Origin of the sequence: Spirillospora sp. CA-294931 (assembly GCF_050946795.1) — a bacterium.
GTDB lineage: Bacteria > Actinomycetota > Actinomycetes > Streptosporangiales > Streptosporangiaceae > Spirillospora.
The window spans coordinates 1,891,235-1,906,335 of sequence record NZ_CP192006.1 but is presented as its reverse complement, the minus strand read 5'-3'; the positions used below and the strand labels follow the sequence as shown (position 1 = coordinate 1,906,335).

Here is a 15,101-nt window from a genome sequence, read left to right as displayed (position 1 = left end):
CTGACCGGCGACCGGCCCGCGCGGCGCGATGGGCGGCCCCGGGGAGTCGGCCTCGGCGGCGGCGAACCAGCCTTCGAAGTGGGCTCCGATCTCGCGGCGGCCCTCCCTAGCGCGCTCCGCTGGTGCAGGTGAGCTTGGGCTCGGGCTGGTAGACGGTGTGGAACTTCTGGCGGCGGACCACCCGGCCGTCCTTCTTGAACAGGCGCCAGACATCGATGGAGAACCCCTGGGCGCCGGGCATCGGCAGGCACTTCGGGCCGGAGTCGGTGGTCGTCTCGAAGCCCCGAACGTTGTAGCGGCTGGAGCTTTTGGCCTCGATCTCGTAGCGCTTGGTGCCCCAGAACGTCACGGTGATCGACGTCGAGGTGAACGCGGTCTTGATCAGGACGCCGGAGGGCGAGTCGTTGCGCCAGCGGAAGTCGGGCTGCGGGTACGACACCGTCGACTCGCGTCCGGCCGGGTACCTCGAGATGTAGAACATGTGCGGCGTGTGCTGGACGTCCTGGAGCCCGCCGAAGAAGACCGCGTTGAACATCGCGGTGGTGAACTGCGAGACGCCGCCGCCCACGTCGTCCACGAAGCGGCCGTTGAGGATCATCGGGGCGGGGACGAAGCCGCGCGCCCGGTCGCGGCGGCCGACCACGCCGTTGAGCGAGAACGTCTCGCCCGGCTTGACGATGTGGCCGTCCACGATGCGGGCGATCGTCTGGATGTTGGTCACGCGCGGCGCGCAGCACGGATGGCGGCTGGTGTAGGTGCTGATCTTCTCTTTGATCCCGAGCGAGCGGGCCTGCCCGGTGGTGACGCGGGGCGGCGTGGTGACCAGCTCGACCGGCACGGTGCGCGGGCCGCCGCGCGCCAGGACGGCGCTCACGGCCGGGCCGAGCCTGCGCTCGTCGATGCCCTGCCCGGTGCGGGCGGGCACCAGGCGCAGCCTCCCCTTCGCCACCGTGAAGCTGGCGTCCCGGGGGGCCTGGGCCGCCTTGACGAACGCCTTCTCGTACTTCCTGGCCACCGCCGTGCCGTCGAAGGCGGGACGCAGCGAGCCCTTGCCATCGGGGGTGAAACGCAGGCCCGGAGCGAGGTCGCGGGGCGGGACGGACGCCGTCCTGCGGTCGCGGGTCAGGACGACGGGCCGCGCCACCGCCGCGCGGGCGGCGGTGGCCGCCACCCGCCGGACCTGCGCCGCGGACACCGTGGGCGTGGTGGGTCTGGGGGCCAGCGAGACCTGGGGATTCGGGTCGAGGAAGGCGTCGCGGATGGCGCGTCCGGCCGCCTCGCGGTCGATCTCGTTCCCTGCCCGGGGCAGGACCGGGACGGGCCGCGTCCCCGAATAGCGGACGCCGCCGTCGCGCAGCGGCCGGTCGACCTCCTTGGCGATGCCCGCGACCACGGCGGCCATCCTGCCCGCGTCGACCGCGACGCGCGGCGCGATCTCCCGGCCGCCGAACAGCGAGCCGAGGAAGGACCCGCCCTTCGCCTTCGCCACCGTCGCCCTGACGTCGACCGACAGGCCCGCCTCGGTGGGGACGACGGTGAACCGCTCGCCCGCGGCGGTCACCGCGATGGGCCGCTCGGCCCGCGCGGCCAGCTCGCGCCGGAGCTTGGCCTCGGCGTCGCGCGGCGACAGGCCCCCGATGCCGACCCCGGCCACCCGCGTCCCGCCGGGGATCTCGCCCGCCACGAGCACGACCCGGACGGCCGCTCCCCCGACGACCACGGCGAGCGCCGCCCCGATCACCATCAGCAGACGGCGCCGTCCACTCCACCTCTTCTTGGCCCTACGTGACATCGCGCCCGCACGCTCCGGCGGCCCGAGAGATCATCAGCGACACGTTGCTATCCAACCGCGTCCGGTCCCGGGAAAGTCCCGTCCGGCCGCGACTTGCCGATGAGTTTCCACGAGCGCGCCGGTCTACTCCCGCGAAGCCACCAAGAGGAGATGATCCATGGACCTCCCCCAGGGAGACCTCAAGCTGCTCGAAACCGACATCGCGCGGCGGCTGCTCCATTCCACGATCCCCGCGCGCCTGGCCTACACCTCCACCGACGGGACGCCCCGGATCCTGTCGACGTGGTTCGAGTGGACGGGCGAGGAACTGGTGATGGCGACGTTCGTGCTCTGCCCGCCGATCGGGATCACCCGGCCGGCCGGGAGGCTGCGCGCCCTGCGCGCGAACCCCGACGTGGCGGTCACGATCGACACCGAGCCGCAGCCGCCTGAGGTGCTGCTGATGCGCGGCAAGGTCGAGATCACCGAGGTCGCGGGCATGGTGCCCGAGCAGGCGCGGGCGGCCCGCCGCTTCCTGGGCGAGGAGGGCGGCGCGGGGTACGTCTCGGCGGCCGACCACCCCGACACCCGCATGGCGCGCATCGCGCTGCGTCCCGCCTGGGTGGGCCTGCTGGACTTCCAGACGCGCCTGCCGGGCGTCTTCGGCGGCTAGGGCGCGGGCTCCGGGGCGGCGGCGGCCACGTCCCGTTCGAAGAACGTCTCCAGGACGACCGTCGCCTGGGTGCCGCTCACGCCCTCGATCGCGTAGAGGCGGCGCAGGACGTCCTGGAGATGGCCGGTGGTCGAGGCGCGCACCTTCACCAGCACCGAGGCGCTGCCCGCGATGACATGGGCCTCCTCGACCTCGGGCACGGCGGCGAACTCCCCGGCCGAGCCGCCCATCCAGGCGGAGGAGGCCACCATCACGAACGCCAGGACGTCCTGCCCGAGGGCGGCCGGGTCCACCTCGACGGTCGTCCGCCGGATGACGCCGCGCTCGCGCAGCTTGCGGACGCGCTCGTGCGCGGCGCCGGGCGACAGCCCGACGGCCCCGCCGAGCGCGGCGTAGGACTGGGCGGCGTCCCGCCGGAGCAGCGCGACGAGCGCCCGGTCGATGTCGTCCACTCGGGTCTCCTTCGGCGAAGACTTGCCAGGACAGTACCTGAACTTGCAAGATCTGAGTTGGTCAGGATCTTATTCGGAAAAGGGCGGCTTATGTCGGGGAATGTTCAGTACGGCCTCTACGAGATCCACGACGAGCGCTTCCGCACCGGACGCTGCACCAGCGGCGACAAGCGGCTCGAAACGCTCTACGAGGGCTGCCGCTGGGCCGAGGGGCCGCTCTACCTCCCCGCGTGGCGCCAGCTCATCTGGAGCGACATCCCCAACGACCGCATGCTGCGCTGGGACGAGGCGACCGGCGCCGTCTCGGTCTTCCGCTTCCCCGCGGGCCACAGCAACGGAAACACCCTCGACCGCGAGGGCCGCCTGATCAGCTGCGAGCAGGGCAACCGCCGCGTCACCCGCACCGAGCCGGACGGCTCCCTCACCGTCATCGCCGACCGCTTCGAGGGCAAGCGGTTCAACAGCCCCAACGACGCCGTGGTCAGGTCCGACGGGTCGATCTGGTTCTCCGACCCCGACTTCGGCATCATCAGCGACTACGAGGGGCACCGCGCCGAGAGCGAGATCGGCGGCTGCAACGTGTACCGCGCCGACCCGTCCTCCGGCGAGGTCAGGCTGGTCGCCGACGGGTTCGGCGGGCCCAACGGGCTGGTCTTCTCCGCCGACGAGCGGCGGCTCCTGGTCTCCGACACCCGGGCGGGCCAGATCCGCTCCTTCGACGTCCGCGACGACGGCACCCTGTCCGACGGCTCGGTCTTCGCCGAGACCGACGAGGCGGCCAGCCGCTTCGACAACATCCGCTTCGACGACCAGGGCCGGCTGTGGGCGGCGGCGATCGAGGGCGGCGTGCATTGCTACGCCCCCGACGGGACGCTCATCGGCCGCATCCGCGTGCCCGAGCCCGTCTCCAACATCGCCTTCGGCGGACCGAAGAACAACCGCCTGTTCATCACCGCCACCACCACCCTGTATTCGCTGGTGATGTCGGTTACCGGGCTCCCCCGGGTGCTGTGATCCCACTTGACGTGGACTTGACGATCGCTAGGCCATCCTGGGAGCCAGAGCATCGGCATCCTGTGATCGGAGATCGTCATGGCCACCTCCAGGAACGGCCCCGCTCCCCGCGACGGACGCGCCCGCGCACCCTCGGGGCGCGGGCGCACGGTCCTCGCCCTGCACGGCGAGATGGACGTCGCCACCGCCCCCGACCTGCGTGAGCAGTTGAGGCGCACGCTCAACCCGGGCATCGCGCTGCTCGTCCTCGACCTCTCCGACGTCCAGTTCTGCGACGCCGCCGGGCTGGCCGTCCTGGTCGGCACCCAGCGCCGCGCCTCCGGGCTCGGCATCACCCTGCGCCTGGCCGCACCCGGACGTCAGGTCACCAAGGTGCTGGGCCTGACCGGGCTCGACCGCTGCTTCGCCGTCCACGCCACCGTGGCCGACGCCCTCCGGCTCCCGGAGGACGAACTCCCGGCGGCCCCCGCTCCCACCCGGCACACGCGCCGGCACAAGCCGCCGAGCGTCGCGGCCCGCTGATCTCCCGCCCGGCCGCTCATATATCACATATCGCCGCCGCATAATGTTGTCCTGACCCGGCCCCGGGAATACCGAGAAAAACAAGAGAAAAGATCTCGATGGGGCTGCAATGCGGCGATGGCGCACCCTTTCTCTTCGGCCGGGCCGATCGATACCACCGACGCCACCTGATCATTCGCGCCCCTTCGCATTGCTGGGCGCCGTGCTTCTCGCCCTGTGCCTGTGCGTACCCGCCGAGGCGAGCGCGCGGGCCCGCGTCGTGGACCGTACGGCCGTCGGCCACCGCGCCCTCGACCTGACCATCGAGTCCCCGGCCATGGGCGGGCGCCAGAAGGTGCGGCTCCTGCTCCCGCGCGGCTGGACGGACTCCCCGCGCCGCACCTGGCCGACGCTGTGGCTGCTGCACGGCGGCGTCGACGACTACACGGCCTGGACGCGGGAGACCGATGTCGAAAGGCTCACCGCGGCCGACGACATTCTCGTCGTGATGCCGAACGGCGGTTCCTGCGGAAACTACTCCGACTGGTGGAATCACGGAAACGGCGGCCCGCCCCGCTGGGAGACCTTCCATATGACGGAGGTCCGCCGCATTCTCGAACGCGACTTCGGCGCCGGGGACGTCCGCGCGATCGCGGGCAATTCCATGGGCGGTCTCGGCGCGATGGGCTATTCGGCCCGTTTCCCCGGGAGGTTCCGCGCCGCGGCGGCCTTCAGCGGCTATCTGAGCACGCTGCACGGCCACCGTCCGGGCCACGACTCGGTCGCCTGGGGGCCCTCCTTCTCGTGCCCCGGCACCGACTGGCGCCGGGTGTGGGGCGACCCGGACGACCAGGCGGCCGTCTGGCACGCGCACAACCCCTACGACCTGGCCGGGCGGCTGCGCGGCATGAGGCTGTGGGTGGCCTCGGGCAACGGAAGGCCCGGCCCCTTCGGCGGTCTCCTCACCGATCCCATCGAACGTGCCGTGCTCGTCCACGCCCGGTCGTTCGCGGCCCGGCTGACCGCGCTGGGCATCCCGGTGACGACGCGCTTCTACGACGGCCGCCACACCTGGCCCTACTGGGAGCGCGAACTCCACGCCGCCTACCCCATGCTTCTGAGGTCCCTCGGCCGGTAGAACGCGGGCCCGGTCAGATCCGCCAGGTGTTGACCACCTCGCCCTCGGCGTCGTAGCCGGTGAGCACGCCGACGCGGTTCGGCACGGCGTCCGGGCCGAGCCCGTCGACGCGGACGGCGAACGCGCGGTACGGGCCCACGGGCACGACCTTGGCGGGCAGCGTGCGGCCGTCGTGGAGCCGTGCCGTCAGGCGGGTCATCTCGGGCGCCAGGAAGCCGTACCACCACTGCGCGCGCGGGTTCTCCTCCAGCATCTCGACGGTGCCGAAGGAGTCGTCCGCGCCGCCGGAGGACGGCGTGCTCTCGGCGGTGCCGAGCCCCAGGATCGAGCCCTCGCGGTAGACGTTCATGGTCGCCTCCCCCCCGCCCACCCGGTAGCGGAACAGCGGGATTCCCGTGGTCAGCGGCCGGGGCCGCGCGGCCAGGCGCATCCCCGAGGCGGGAAAGGGCGCTTCGGGGCTCCGCGACGCGGCCGGCGGGGGCGTGTCGACCGGAACCCGGGCGATCTCGGCCGTCCCGGCGGAGAAGGAGAGCGTGGCGCGCAGGCCGAGGGTCCCGAACTCGGCGCCGAGCTGCCAGACGTGCGGGCCGGGTCCGGGCGGGTCGATGACGGTCCCGGCGACCGTCTCGCCGCCCGGGGAGACGAGACGAACCCGCGAGACCTTGTCGTCGGCGACGCCGTACAGGACCGAGGAGAGCACCGGCCTGCCCCGGACGATCCGGGACGGCCGGGCCCGCAGGCCGGTGACGGTGGCGTGCCGTCCCGGTTCGAGCGTTCCAGGGCCGCAGTCGCCGCCGCCCGTGGGCTCCCGCCAGCACAGGCGTCCGCTGGCCCGCCAGAGGGACACGCCGTCGGGCGCGTTCACCACCGGGCCGGTCGGACGGTAGCGCGGGTCGAGGTCGTCCGGCAGCCGCGCGGCGCTCGCCGCGGGACGGTCGCCGTCCTTCCCCGGGGCGGGGAGGGTGAAGGCCGCCAGCACGGACCCGGCCACCGCGACGGCGGCGACCAGCGGGACCGCGAGCCGCCCCCGGCGCCGGACGGCCGACAGGCGGCGGATGTTCTCGGCGCGGGCGTGCGCGTGCGGCTCGACGACGGCGGCCTCGGCCTCAAGCGCCTCCCGGACCCGCTCCTCCATCATCACTGTTTCTCCAGCTTCTTGGTCAGGGTGGACATCCCCCGCGCCGTGTGCGCCTTCACCGTGCCCGCCGCGACCCCGAGGGCCTCGGCGGTCTCGCGCTCGCTCAGGTCGAGCCAGTACCGCAGGACCAGGCACTCGCGCTGCCGCCGGGGCAGCTGGGCCAGCGCCGCGAGCAGCTCGCGCACCGACTCCCGGTGGACGACCGTCTGCTCGGCCGAGTCGGCCAGGGCCCGGTCGGCCAGCTTGACATGCCTGAGCCTGGCCATCCGCAGATGGCGCAGGCGGTTGCGGGTGAGGTTGCAGACGGTGCTGCGGAGGTAGGCCAGGGCCGCGTTCGGGTCGCGCAGCGTCCGGTGCTTGCGGTGCAGCCGGACGAACGCCTCCTGCGCCACGTCCTCGGGGTCGTCGGCGCCCAGCAGGCGCGCCAGCCGGACCAGCCCCCAGAAGTGGCTGTCGAACAGCTCCGTGTACGCCTCACCCGGCGGTCGCGGAGCACACTGGCCGACCTCCCTGATTGCGGTCATATGTGAGAGACACCCCGCGAACCGGGCGGTTTACCGATTCGTCGGTGAACGGGAGATGAATCAAAAAACTTCCGAGCCGGAGTAAACCCTTCGGCTCCCGGCCTGTCTCTGGAGGGTCCGCCTGATCGTCCAGAAGGGCCCCGACCCCATGCGCGCCTATCTCGCCGTCTCGACCACCGTTCCCGGTGACGAGATCCCCCACGAGGTCTGGGCCGGGCTGCCCGAGGCCGTCGCGGCGGCCGTCCCGATACCCGCCGCCGAACTGCGCGCCGAGCAGTGGAGGTCGGACGACGGCGCCACCGCGCTGCTCGCCTGGACGAACGAGCCCAGGCACGCGCGGCCGCCGCGCCCGCTGATCGAGCGCGGCGGCCGCGTCCTCGGCTACTGCGGCTACCTCGCCGACCCCGACCGCGACGAGCGCGCCCTGCTGGAGACCTCCGACCCGGCGACGGTGGCGGCCGGGCTCGGCGGCTGCTTCTCGATCTTCCGGGCGGACTCCCGGGGCTTCGACGCGACCACCTCGATCACCCGGGTCTGCCCCGTCTACCACGCGGAGGAGGCGGGGCTCCGCTTCGCGGGCAGCCGCGCGCTGCTCGTCCACCTGGCGGCGCGCGCCGCGCGGACCGGCGCGGCGCGTCCCGACGTCGACCTGGACGTCCCCGCCCTGCAACCGCTGCTGCGCCACGGGTTCTTCACCACCGACGAGACCCCGTTCGCGGGCGTGCGGGCCTTGCCCAACGCGGCGACGCTGACCGTCCGGCCGGGCGAGCCGGTCGGAATCGCCGAGGAGGAATTCCCCGTGCCGGACCCGGCGCCCGGCGGCGCGGGCGCCACCCGCGAGGCCCTGTCCGGCGTGGCGGCGGCCCTGCTCGCCGCCGTCGCGCCGCTGGCCCGGCACGACGAGCCCGTCCGGCTGGCCCTGTCGGGCGGACGGGACAGCCGGCTGATGGCGGCGGTGCTGCACGCCGCGAAGGTCCCCTTCCACGCCCGCACCCACGGGTTCGCCGACTCCCCCGACATCGTGCTGGCCACCCGTGTCGCCGAGCGCCTCGGGATCGAGCACGAGGTCACGCCGGCGGCCCACGGTGAGCGGCCCGCGTCGGTGAAGGCCGCGCACCCGCTGGACCGGGCCGTCCATGTCATCCGGATGTGCGAGGGCATGACGTCCGCCTACGAGAACGTCGACCGCCGGCAGCCCTACACGCTCCAGCCGCGCACGTCGGGCTCGGGCGGCGAGACGCTGCGCGGCGGCTACCTCTACGACCAGGACGGCGTCACCGAGAAGGCCGTCCGGCGCCGGGTCAGGACGATCTTCCAGTCCGCCGCGCCGTTCGCCACGCCCGCGGCCAACGCCCGCGCGAGCGCGGCCTGGGAGCCGTGGGACGCCGCCGCGCGGCGCGACCGCTTCGGCGTCCTGGACCAGCTCTACCTGCGCTACCGCACCGGCCGCTGGATCGTCGGCTCGCACACCGCGACGCTGATGAACAGCCCCTACTACCACCCGTTCTTCGACAACCGCGTCGTCCGCGAGACGCTGCGGTTCCCCGCCGAGTGGCGCCGCGACGAGGAACTGGTCTTCGGCGTCATCGGCATGCTCGCACCCGGCCTGCGCGACATCCCCCCGGAGGGCAAGCGCTGGCGCTTCGAGGCCCAGCGGCCCCGCCGCGTGTCCGAATGGGGCGCCTGGCGCCGCCGCGCGGCGGTCGTCCCCACCGGGGGCACCTCGGGTTTCAACTGGCGCAAGTCCTACGACGAGAACTACCTGGCCCTCCTGCGCGAGCAGATCCTCGACGGCCCGTCCGAGCTGTTCGAGATCGTCGACCGGAGCCGGGCCGAGGAGCACCTCTCCCGTGTCCCCACCGCCTGGCACCTCCAGACGTGGCACATGTTCACGATGAGCGTCCTGCTCTCGGGCCCGTGGCGCGAGGACCAGCCCGCCCGGCCGCCCGTCCGCATCCCCGTCCCGTCCACGTGAGAACGCCGGAAGCGCCCCTCCGGCAGGGACCGGAGGGGCGCGTCGCGTCACGGGTCAGGCGCTGGCCGACTTCTTGTAGAGGCGGGTGGCCAGCGGGACGAACACGATCAGCATGACGGCGATCCAGAGCAGCGAGGCCGGGACGGCGTGCTGGATGGGCCAGGCGTCGGAGGTCTTCATCGCGGTGCTGGTGTTGCCGAAGAGTTCGCGCGCGGCCTGGGTGATGGTGGAGACCGGGTTCCAGTCGGCGACGACCCGCAACGGGGTGGGCAGCTTGGAGCTGTCGATGAAGGCGTTGGAGATGAACATCAGCGGGAACGAGACCATGGTCGCGGTGTTGTTGAAGCTTTCCGGGGTGCGCAGGGCCAGCGCGACCGTCGCCGTCACCCAGGAGAACGCGTAGGCGAACAGCAGCAGCAGTCCGAAGCCGGCAACCGCTTCCAGCGGCGAGGTGTGCACCCGCCAGCCGACGAGCAGCCCCATCGTCGCCATCACGCTCAGGCTGGCGAGGTTCATCAGCAGGTCGCTGACGGTCTGGCCGATCAGCACCGCCGACGGGGCCATCGGCAGCGAGCGGAACCGGTCGAAGATGCCCTTCTGCAGGTCGAGCGTCAGCGTGTAGCCGGTGGTCTGCGCACTGATGATCACAGCTTGGACGAAGATGCCGGGGAGCAGGAACTCCTTGTACGACATCCCCGGGACCTCGATCACGCTGCCGAAGACATAGGCGAACATCAGCACGAACACGATCGGGAACATGATCGCGGCACCGAGCAGGTCCGGTGAGCGCCTGATCTTCAGGGTGTTGCGCCGGGCGATGGTCCAGCCGTCGGCGAGGGGAAGGGTGAGGGCGTTCATCGGGTGGCCTCCTTGGCCAGGTCGTCGGTGCCGGTCGCCTGGTGTCCGGTCAGGGTGAGGTAGACGTCGTCGAGGGTGGGGCGCCGCAGCCCGGCGTCGCGGACCCGGACCCCCTGCTCGGCCAGCCGTCCGAGGGCCTGGCGGAGCGATTCGGGACCGTCGGTCACCGGGACGGTCAGCCGCAGCGCTTCGGGCGCGGTCTGGATGGCGCCGACGGCGACCCATGCCAGCGTCTGGCGGGCGGTGTCGAGTTCGGCGGTGTCGGTGACGGTGAGCTCGATGCGGTTGCCGCCGACCTGGTCCTTGAGCTCGTCGGCGGTGCCGCGGGCGATGGCGCGGCCGTGGTCGACGACCAGGATCTGGTCGGCGAGGTGGTCGGCCTCCTCCATGTACTGGGTGGTGAGGAGCAGGGTGGTGCCGCCGGTGACCAGCTCGGACAGGGTGTCCCACAGCGCGGCGCGGGCGCGGGGGTCGAGGCCGGTGGTGGGTTCGTCCAGGAACAGCACCGGCGGGTCGGCGACCAGGGCCCCGGCCAGGTCGATCCGGCGGCGCATCCCACCGGAGTAGCCCTTGACCGGACGGTCGCCGGCGTCCACCAGGTCGAACCGTTCGAGCAGTTCGCGGGCGCGGGCTTTGCTGCGCTTGGCGCCCAGGTGATACAGCCGCCCGACCATCTCCAGGTTCTCGGCGCCGGTCAGATGCTCGTCCACCGCCGCGTACTGCCCCGACAGCCCGATGAGCGCGCGCAGCCGTCCGGCCTCACGCACCACGTCGCACCCGGCGACGGTGGCACGGCCCGCGTCGGGACGCAGCAGTGTGGTCAGCACTCGCACGGTCGTGGTCTTTCCAGCGCCGTTGGGGCCGAGCAGGGCCAGCACCGAACCCTGCGGGACGGAGAAGCTCAGCCCGTCCAGGGCGGTCATCTCGCCGTATCGCTTGACCAGTCCTTCGGCCGTGATCGCGTCGCTCATGGGGGTCTCCTTGGCTGTGTCTCGGGGGGGTGGTGGTCAGGAGCGGTGGATGTCGATGTCGCCGTAGTTGGTGTGCGCGTGCACCTCGATGACCGTGTCGGTCTTGTCCGGGCCGTCGGCGGCGGTCAGGGTGTTGCGCACCACGCCGTTCTTCGAATGCAGGTCGAGCCAGGCTGCCGTGCCCTCGGCGATGCCGACCTCGACCTTGCCGTGCCCGCCCTCCAGGCGGAGCGCGCCGCTGATCGCCGCGCCGACGCGGATCCGGCCGTGCGCGGACTTGACGGTGAGGTCGCCCAGCGCGCGGTCGATGGTGACCTCGCCGGTGGCGGTCTTCACCTGCAGCTCGCCGGTCGCCTCGCCGAGGGTGATGGCGCCGGTGGAGTTCTTCACCGTGCCGGGGCCCTCGACCGCCCCCAGCCGGATCGCCCCGGTGGAGTTGGTCACCTCGGCGGGGCCGCTCACCCGGTCCACCGAGATCTCGCCGATGGACGTCTTGACCTCCAGCGCGGCGGCCTCCTCCAGCCGGACGTCGCCGTTGAGCCCGCGCAGGACGGTCTGGCCGAGCGTCCCGGTGGCGATGAAGTCGGCCATGCCGCCCGCCGCGCCGCCGGCCCGCACGTCGGACCCGGCGGGCAGTTCCACGGTCACCTCGACCGAGCCGCGCCAGGACCGCAGATACCCCAGCCCCTTGGGCTTGGGGCACTGGACCAGCAGCCGTCCGGCCGAGTACTCGACGGTCGTCCGCTCGGCGGCCTGCACGCCGGCCTCGTTGGACGGGTCGCTCGGGTGCACCTCGACCACGGTGTCGGCGCGGTCGCCGGCATGGACGCGGACCTGGCCGATGAAGATGTCGATGTCGGCGGTGATCGGCTCGGGGGTGTCGAAAGCAGGCATGGCGAAGCCCTCCCATGGGGTTCGGTGAAATTCCGGCCTCGGGGCCGGGCGGTGAATGGTGGTGGTCGGGCTGGGTGCGCTAGCGCACCCAGCCCGTGAATCCGCGTCCGGTCTGGGGTTGCTGCGGGGGTTCGGCGGTACGGCCCCCGGCGCCGGGATCGAAGGCGGTGGAGACGGCGCGCACCAGCCAGGCGTTGACCGAGGTCCCCTGCCGCCCGGCCGCCTCCTCGACGCGCACCTTGAGGTGCTCGGGCAGCCGCAGGGTCATCCGCGCGGTTCCGCCGTCGTCTCCGGGCGGCGGCCCGGCGGCCGGTGCGCTCGGCGCCCCGCCGGCCACGTTCGCCGGGGGCGGTGCCGTCTGCGGTGGCGTCACCACGAAACCCGGGTCGCCACCGCGCAACCGCACCTCGACCGAGCCCGGCGCCAGCTCGCGGGTGATCTCGTCCGCCGCCGCCGACAACGCCTCGAGCAGGGCGAGCCTGACCGCCGACTCCAACGGGCCGGTCAGGCGCTCGGCCAGGGCGCGGGCGTCCGGCCCGCCCGTCCCGGCGGCCACGGCGAGCTCGCGGCGAAGGTCCTCCACGTACGGCATCAGCTCCATGCCTCAACTATGACGCCATCACGACGTCACGTCAAGCGCTAAATGACGTCACCTTGCTTGGAGTCGACGTCACGCGTGACGCAGCCGCCTCCGGGCATACGAAAATCGGCCAAGACCCCATGAGCGGGGCCTTGGCCGATTCGGAGGGTTCTCAGCCTTCCCTGACCTCCAGGCGCCAGAGCGAGTAGCCGTAGGTGGTGGCGCGGCGCAGGCCGCGCATGCGGACGTGGCGTGCCGTGGTGGCGGCGAAGGTGTGCTCGTCGACGCCCGCGCCGGTCTTGTCTCGGGCCGAGGCGACGGTGCGCCAGGTCCGGCCGTCGTCGGAGACCTCGACGTCGTAGTCGCGGCCCCGGGCGTCCTCCCAGTCGAGCAGCACGTGCCGGATCGAGGCGGGCGCGCCGAGGTCGACGCTGAGCCACTCGTTGTCGGTGTACTCGCTGGCCCATCGGGTGCCGGGGTCGCCGTCGGTGGCGTTGGACGGCCCCAGCCGCTCGACCTCGGCGGACGAGGCGGTGGTGGCCCGGCCCCTGGCCAGGTCGGGCATGCCGAAGACCTGGAGGCTCCAGAGCGAGTAGCCGCCGGACGTGGCGGGGGTGCGGCCCGCGACGCGGACGAAGCGTGCCCTGCGGGGCTCGAAGGTCACCTCATCGACGCCGGGACGGGTGCGTCCGTAGCGGGTGACGACCGTCTGCCAGGACGTCCCGTCCGAGGAGACCTGCACGTCGTAGTTGCGCCCGAATGCGGGCGCCCAGTCCAGCCGGACGCGCCGTACCGTCGAGGGCTTGCCGAGGTCGACCTGGGCCCACGCCTGCCTGTCACCGGGCGGGCTCGCCCACCGGCTCGTGGTGACGCCGTCGGTGAGGCCGTCCGGGGCGTGCCCTCCCGCCGAGCCGGACGCCGTCGCGCGGGCTCCGAAGCCCAGCTCGTCGGGCTCGGCCTTCGGCAGCGTCGGCCTGAGCTTCTCCAGCCCCGGGCCGAGCGCGAGCGACCGGACCGTGCGCAGGAACTCGGGGTAGGCGACGCGGTCCTTGGCACCGCTCCACATCTTCTGGCCCAGGACGCCCATCGTCTTGTCGACGAGCCCATGGACGTCCAGCTCGGTGTACCGATGCCGGACCAGGTCGTTCCAGACGGCGAACATCGCGCCTTCGAGCTGCGGGTCCTTCGGTTCGACGCTCTGGCCACCCGGGAAGACGTGCGGCTCCCACTGCTCGTAGAGGTACTGACCGTCCAGCCCCTTGCCGTGGTAGTAGTCCGCGAACGGGACGATGTAGAGAAGGGCGTCGTTGCTGTTGATGAACTTGTAGCCGTCCTTCTTCAGCGCCTGCGGCCCGTACCAGCCGTTGTTCCAGCTGTCGATCGTCACGTCGCGGTCGTAGCCCTCGGTGTTGCCCCCCGACGTCATCTGGGTGAGGCTCCCCCACGCGCGCGGCCGCTTGCCCAGGGACCGGACGTGCTGGGCCATGGTGTTGAAGTACTGCTTGTAGAGGGCCTTGTCGGCGGTGTACTCGTCGGCCCCGTAATGCACGGCCGGGCCCCGGAACCACGGGGTGAACTCGTCGAAGACCGACTTCATGAACGTCGTCGCCGCGGGCTTGCTCAGGTCGAGATGGTCGGAGTTCCCGCCGTTCAGGCCGAGGGACGGGCGGAAGGCGATGAAGGCGCGGGAGTGGGCCGGGGCGTCGATCTCCGGGACGAGCGTCACGCCGTTCGCGGCGGCGGTGTCCTCGAAGGAGTCCCAGTCGGCGCGCGTGTAGGAGCCGTCCTCGGCGGCAAGGCCCGCGAACTCGGGATTGGACGACTTCAGGCGGAAGGCCGAGTACGCCTTGCTCCAGTCGCCGCCGGGCGCCTTGATCTCGTTGTCGTTCAGATGGATCTGCAGTTCGTTGAACTTGAACCAGCCCATGATCCGCAGGTAGTCGCGGATGAATTCGGGGGTGAAGTAGCGCCGCCCGACGTCCAGCATGAAGGCCCTGACCTTGTGGCCGGGCCAGTCGGTCGCCGTCCCCACGGGAATGGCGCTGCGGTTGTCGTCGCGCAGCAGCATCTGCAGGACGCTGCGCGTGCCGTACTGGACGCCCCGGGCCGTCGGCGCGGCGATGGTCGCGGTCCGCGCGCCGGTGCTGAGGCGGTATCCCTCGGCGGCGAAGCGCTCGCCGCCGGCGGGGTCGGCGAGCGCGGTGTCGATCGTCAGCGCGAGGTCGCCGTGCCGCTCCGCCGACGGCCCCGCCGCCCGGACGGACCGCCCGGTCAGCTCCGTGATCTCCCCGGCGAGCCGGGTGGCCGCCGGGAGAAGGGAGGGCGTTCGCGCCACGACCCGGCTGGGCCGGAACTCGCCCTCGCCGCCCCGCCATTCCTGGAGGGCCGGGACGACGACCGGCTTGGGGTTCGGGACCGCCGGTGCCGCGCCCGCCGGCGGGACGACGGCGGCGAGCGAGCCCACCACCGCGACGGCCAGCAAGGCTGGAAGCTTGCGAATGAGCATGACCACTCCTGCCCGCAGAGATCCCGCCCGGGAAATCTGCCTGAATCTGATCGCAGATCGTACACATCAATCAGATTTGAGCAAGACCCTCCATTTCTACGCACAG

General features: G+C 72.4%; 14 protein-coding genes. 5 read left to right on the top strand and 9 right to left on the bottom strand.

The genetic code is table 11. From position 1 onward, the window contains the following. Window positions 1-106 precede the first annotated feature (106 nt). Window positions 107-1,744: a VanW family protein gene (locus tag ACQPY4_RS09040; protein ID WP_433334399.1), complete on the bottom strand. Its 1,638-nt coding sequence runs from the start codon at window positions 1,742-1,744 to the stop codon at window positions 107-109. Window positions 1,745-1,949: 205 nt separating this feature from the next. Between ACQPY4_RS09040 and ACQPY4_RS09035 the strand changes: the two genes are divergently transcribed. Next, window positions 1,950-2,444 carry a pyridoxamine 5'-phosphate oxidase family protein gene (locus tag ACQPY4_RS09035; protein ID WP_433334397.1) on the top strand — a complete coding sequence of 165 codons (495 nt, stop codon included), beginning with the start codon at window positions 1,950-1,952 and terminating at the stop codon, window positions 2,442-2,444. On the opposite strand, the gene ACQPY4_RS09030 is transcribed toward ACQPY4_RS09035, so the two are convergent. Beyond that, the gene (locus tag ACQPY4_RS09030) at window positions 2,441-2,896 is read right to left on the bottom strand and encodes an Lrp/AsnC family transcriptional regulator (RefSeq protein WP_433334395.1); all 456 of its coding nucleotides are present in this window, start codon (window positions 2,894-2,896) and stop codon (window positions 2,441-2,443) included. The two genes, ACQPY4_RS09035 and ACQPY4_RS09030, sit on opposite strands and share 4 nt — an antisense overlap. A 90-nt stretch (window positions 2,897-2,986) precedes the next feature. Between ACQPY4_RS09030 and ACQPY4_RS09025 the strand changes: the two genes are divergently transcribed. From ACQPY4_RS09025 to ACQPY4_RS09015, 3 genes are all read left to right on the top strand, one after another. Then, a complete protein-coding gene (locus ACQPY4_RS09025) occupies window positions 2,987-3,910 on the top strand; it encodes an SMP-30/gluconolactonase/LRE family protein (RefSeq protein ID WP_433334393.1) in 924 nt (307 codons plus the stop codon). Window positions 3,911-3,988: 78 nt separating this feature from the next. Further along, complete coding sequence (locus ACQPY4_RS09020) at window positions 3,989-4,432, top strand: STAS domain-containing protein (protein ID WP_433334391.1); 444 nt, start codon at window positions 3,989-3,991, stop codon at window positions 4,430-4,432. A 202-nt stretch (window positions 4,433-4,634) separates the two neighbouring features. Continuing rightward, window positions 4,635-5,549, top strand: coding sequence for an alpha/beta hydrolase (locus tag ACQPY4_RS09015; RefSeq protein WP_433334389.1), 915 nt, complete (start codon window positions 4,635-4,637; stop codon window positions 5,547-5,549). Window positions 5,550-5,562: 13 nt separating this feature from the next. Here the strand turns inward: ACQPY4_RS09015 and ACQPY4_RS09010 are convergent, their stop codons facing one another. Next, the gene (locus tag ACQPY4_RS09010) at window positions 5,563-6,687 is read right to left on the bottom strand and encodes a hypothetical protein (RefSeq protein WP_433334387.1); all 1,125 of its coding nucleotides are present in this window, start codon (window positions 6,685-6,687) and stop codon (window positions 5,563-5,565) included. Further along, window positions 6,687-7,211, bottom strand: coding sequence for a sigma-70 family RNA polymerase sigma factor (locus tag ACQPY4_RS09005; protein WP_433334385.1), 525 nt, complete (start codon window positions 7,209-7,211; stop codon window positions 6,687-6,689). The genes ACQPY4_RS09010 and ACQPY4_RS09005 overlap by 1 nt, the downstream gene beginning before the upstream one ends. A 148-nt stretch (window positions 7,212-7,359) precedes the next feature. Between ACQPY4_RS09005 and ACQPY4_RS09000 the strand changes: the two genes are divergently transcribed. Next, window positions 7,360-9,186, top strand: a complete 1,827-nt coding sequence (locus tag ACQPY4_RS09000) for an asparagine synthase-related protein (protein WP_433334383.1) — start codon at window positions 7,360-7,362, stop codon at window positions 9,184-9,186. 54 nt (window positions 9,187-9,240) lie between these two features. Here ACQPY4_RS09000 and ACQPY4_RS08995 read toward each other — a convergent pair whose 3' ends face one another. The 5 genes from ACQPY4_RS08995 to ACQPY4_RS08975 form a co-directional block, all read right to left on the bottom strand. Next, window positions 9,241-10,044: an ABC transporter permease gene (locus ACQPY4_RS08995; protein WP_433334381.1), complete on the bottom strand. Its 804-nt coding sequence runs from the start codon at window positions 10,042-10,044 to the stop codon at window positions 9,241-9,243. After that, window positions 10,041-11,015: an ATP-binding cassette domain-containing protein gene (locus ACQPY4_RS08990; RefSeq protein ID WP_433334379.1), complete on the bottom strand. Its 975-nt coding sequence runs from the start codon at window positions 11,013-11,015 to the stop codon at window positions 10,041-10,043. Before ACQPY4_RS08990 ends, ACQPY4_RS08995 begins: the two co-directional genes overlap by 4 nt. A gap of 36 nt (window positions 11,016-11,051) precedes the next feature. Further along, on the bottom strand, window positions 11,052-11,909 hold the full coding sequence (locus tag ACQPY4_RS08985) for a DUF4097 family beta strand repeat-containing protein (RefSeq protein ID WP_433334377.1): 858 nt from the start codon (window positions 11,907-11,909) through the stop codon (window positions 11,052-11,054). A 79-nt stretch (window positions 11,910-11,988) separates the two neighbouring features. Further along, a complete protein-coding gene (locus ACQPY4_RS08980) occupies window positions 11,989-12,510 on the bottom strand; it encodes a hypothetical protein (protein WP_433334375.1) in 522 nt (173 codons plus the stop codon). A gap of 151 nt (window positions 12,511-12,661) precedes the next feature. Continuing rightward, window positions 12,662-14,995, bottom strand: a complete 2,334-nt coding sequence (locus tag ACQPY4_RS08975; RefSeq protein ID WP_433334373.1) for a discoidin domain-containing protein — start codon at window positions 14,993-14,995, stop codon at window positions 12,662-12,664. Between the last annotated feature and the right edge of the window lie 106 nt (window positions 14,996-15,101).

Coding starts and splice junctions, on each gene's coding strand:
- ACQPY4_RS09000 (WP_433334383.1), top strand. CDS start 7,360: ATGCGCGCCTATCTCGCCGTCTCGACCACCGTTCCCGGTGACGAGATC.
- ACQPY4_RS08980 (WP_433334375.1), bottom strand. CDS start 12,510: ATGGAGCTGATGCCGTACGTGGAGGACCTTCGCCGCGAGCTCGCCGTG.
- ACQPY4_RS09035 (WP_433334397.1), top strand. CDS start 1,950: ATGGACCTCCCCCAGGGAGACCTCAAGCTGCTCGAAACCGACATCGCG.
- ACQPY4_RS08990 (WP_433334379.1), bottom strand. CDS start 11,015: ATGAGCGACGCGATCACGGCCGAAGGACTGGTCAAGCGATACGGCGAG.
- ACQPY4_RS09040 (WP_433334399.1), bottom strand. CDS start 1,744: ATGGTGATCGGGGCGGCGCTCGCCGTGGTCGTCGGGGGAGCGGCCGTC.
- ACQPY4_RS09025 (WP_433334393.1), top strand. CDS start 2,987: ATGTCGGGGAATGTTCAGTACGGCCTCTACGAGATCCACGACGAGCGC.
- ACQPY4_RS08985 (WP_433334377.1), bottom strand. CDS start 11,909: ATGCCTGCTTTCGACACCCCCGAGCCGATCACCGCCGACATCGACATC.
- ACQPY4_RS09010 (WP_433334387.1), bottom strand. CDS start 6,687: ATGATGGAGGAGCGGGTCCGGGAGGCGCTTGAGGCCGAGGCCGCCGTC.
- ACQPY4_RS09020 (WP_433334391.1), top strand. CDS start 3,989: ATGGCCACCTCCAGGAACGGCCCCGCTCCCCGCGACGGACGCGCCCGC.
- ACQPY4_RS08975 (WP_433334373.1), bottom strand. CDS start 14,995: ATGCTCATTCGCAAGCTTCCAGCCTTGCTGGCCGTCGCGGTGGTGGGC.
- ACQPY4_RS09005 (WP_433334385.1), bottom strand. CDS start 7,211: ATGACCGCAATCAGGGAGGTCGGCCAGTGTGCTCCGCGACCGCCGGGT.
- ACQPY4_RS08995 (WP_433334381.1), bottom strand. CDS start 10,044: ATGAACGCCCTCACCCTTCCCCTCGCCGACGGCTGGACCATCGCCCGG.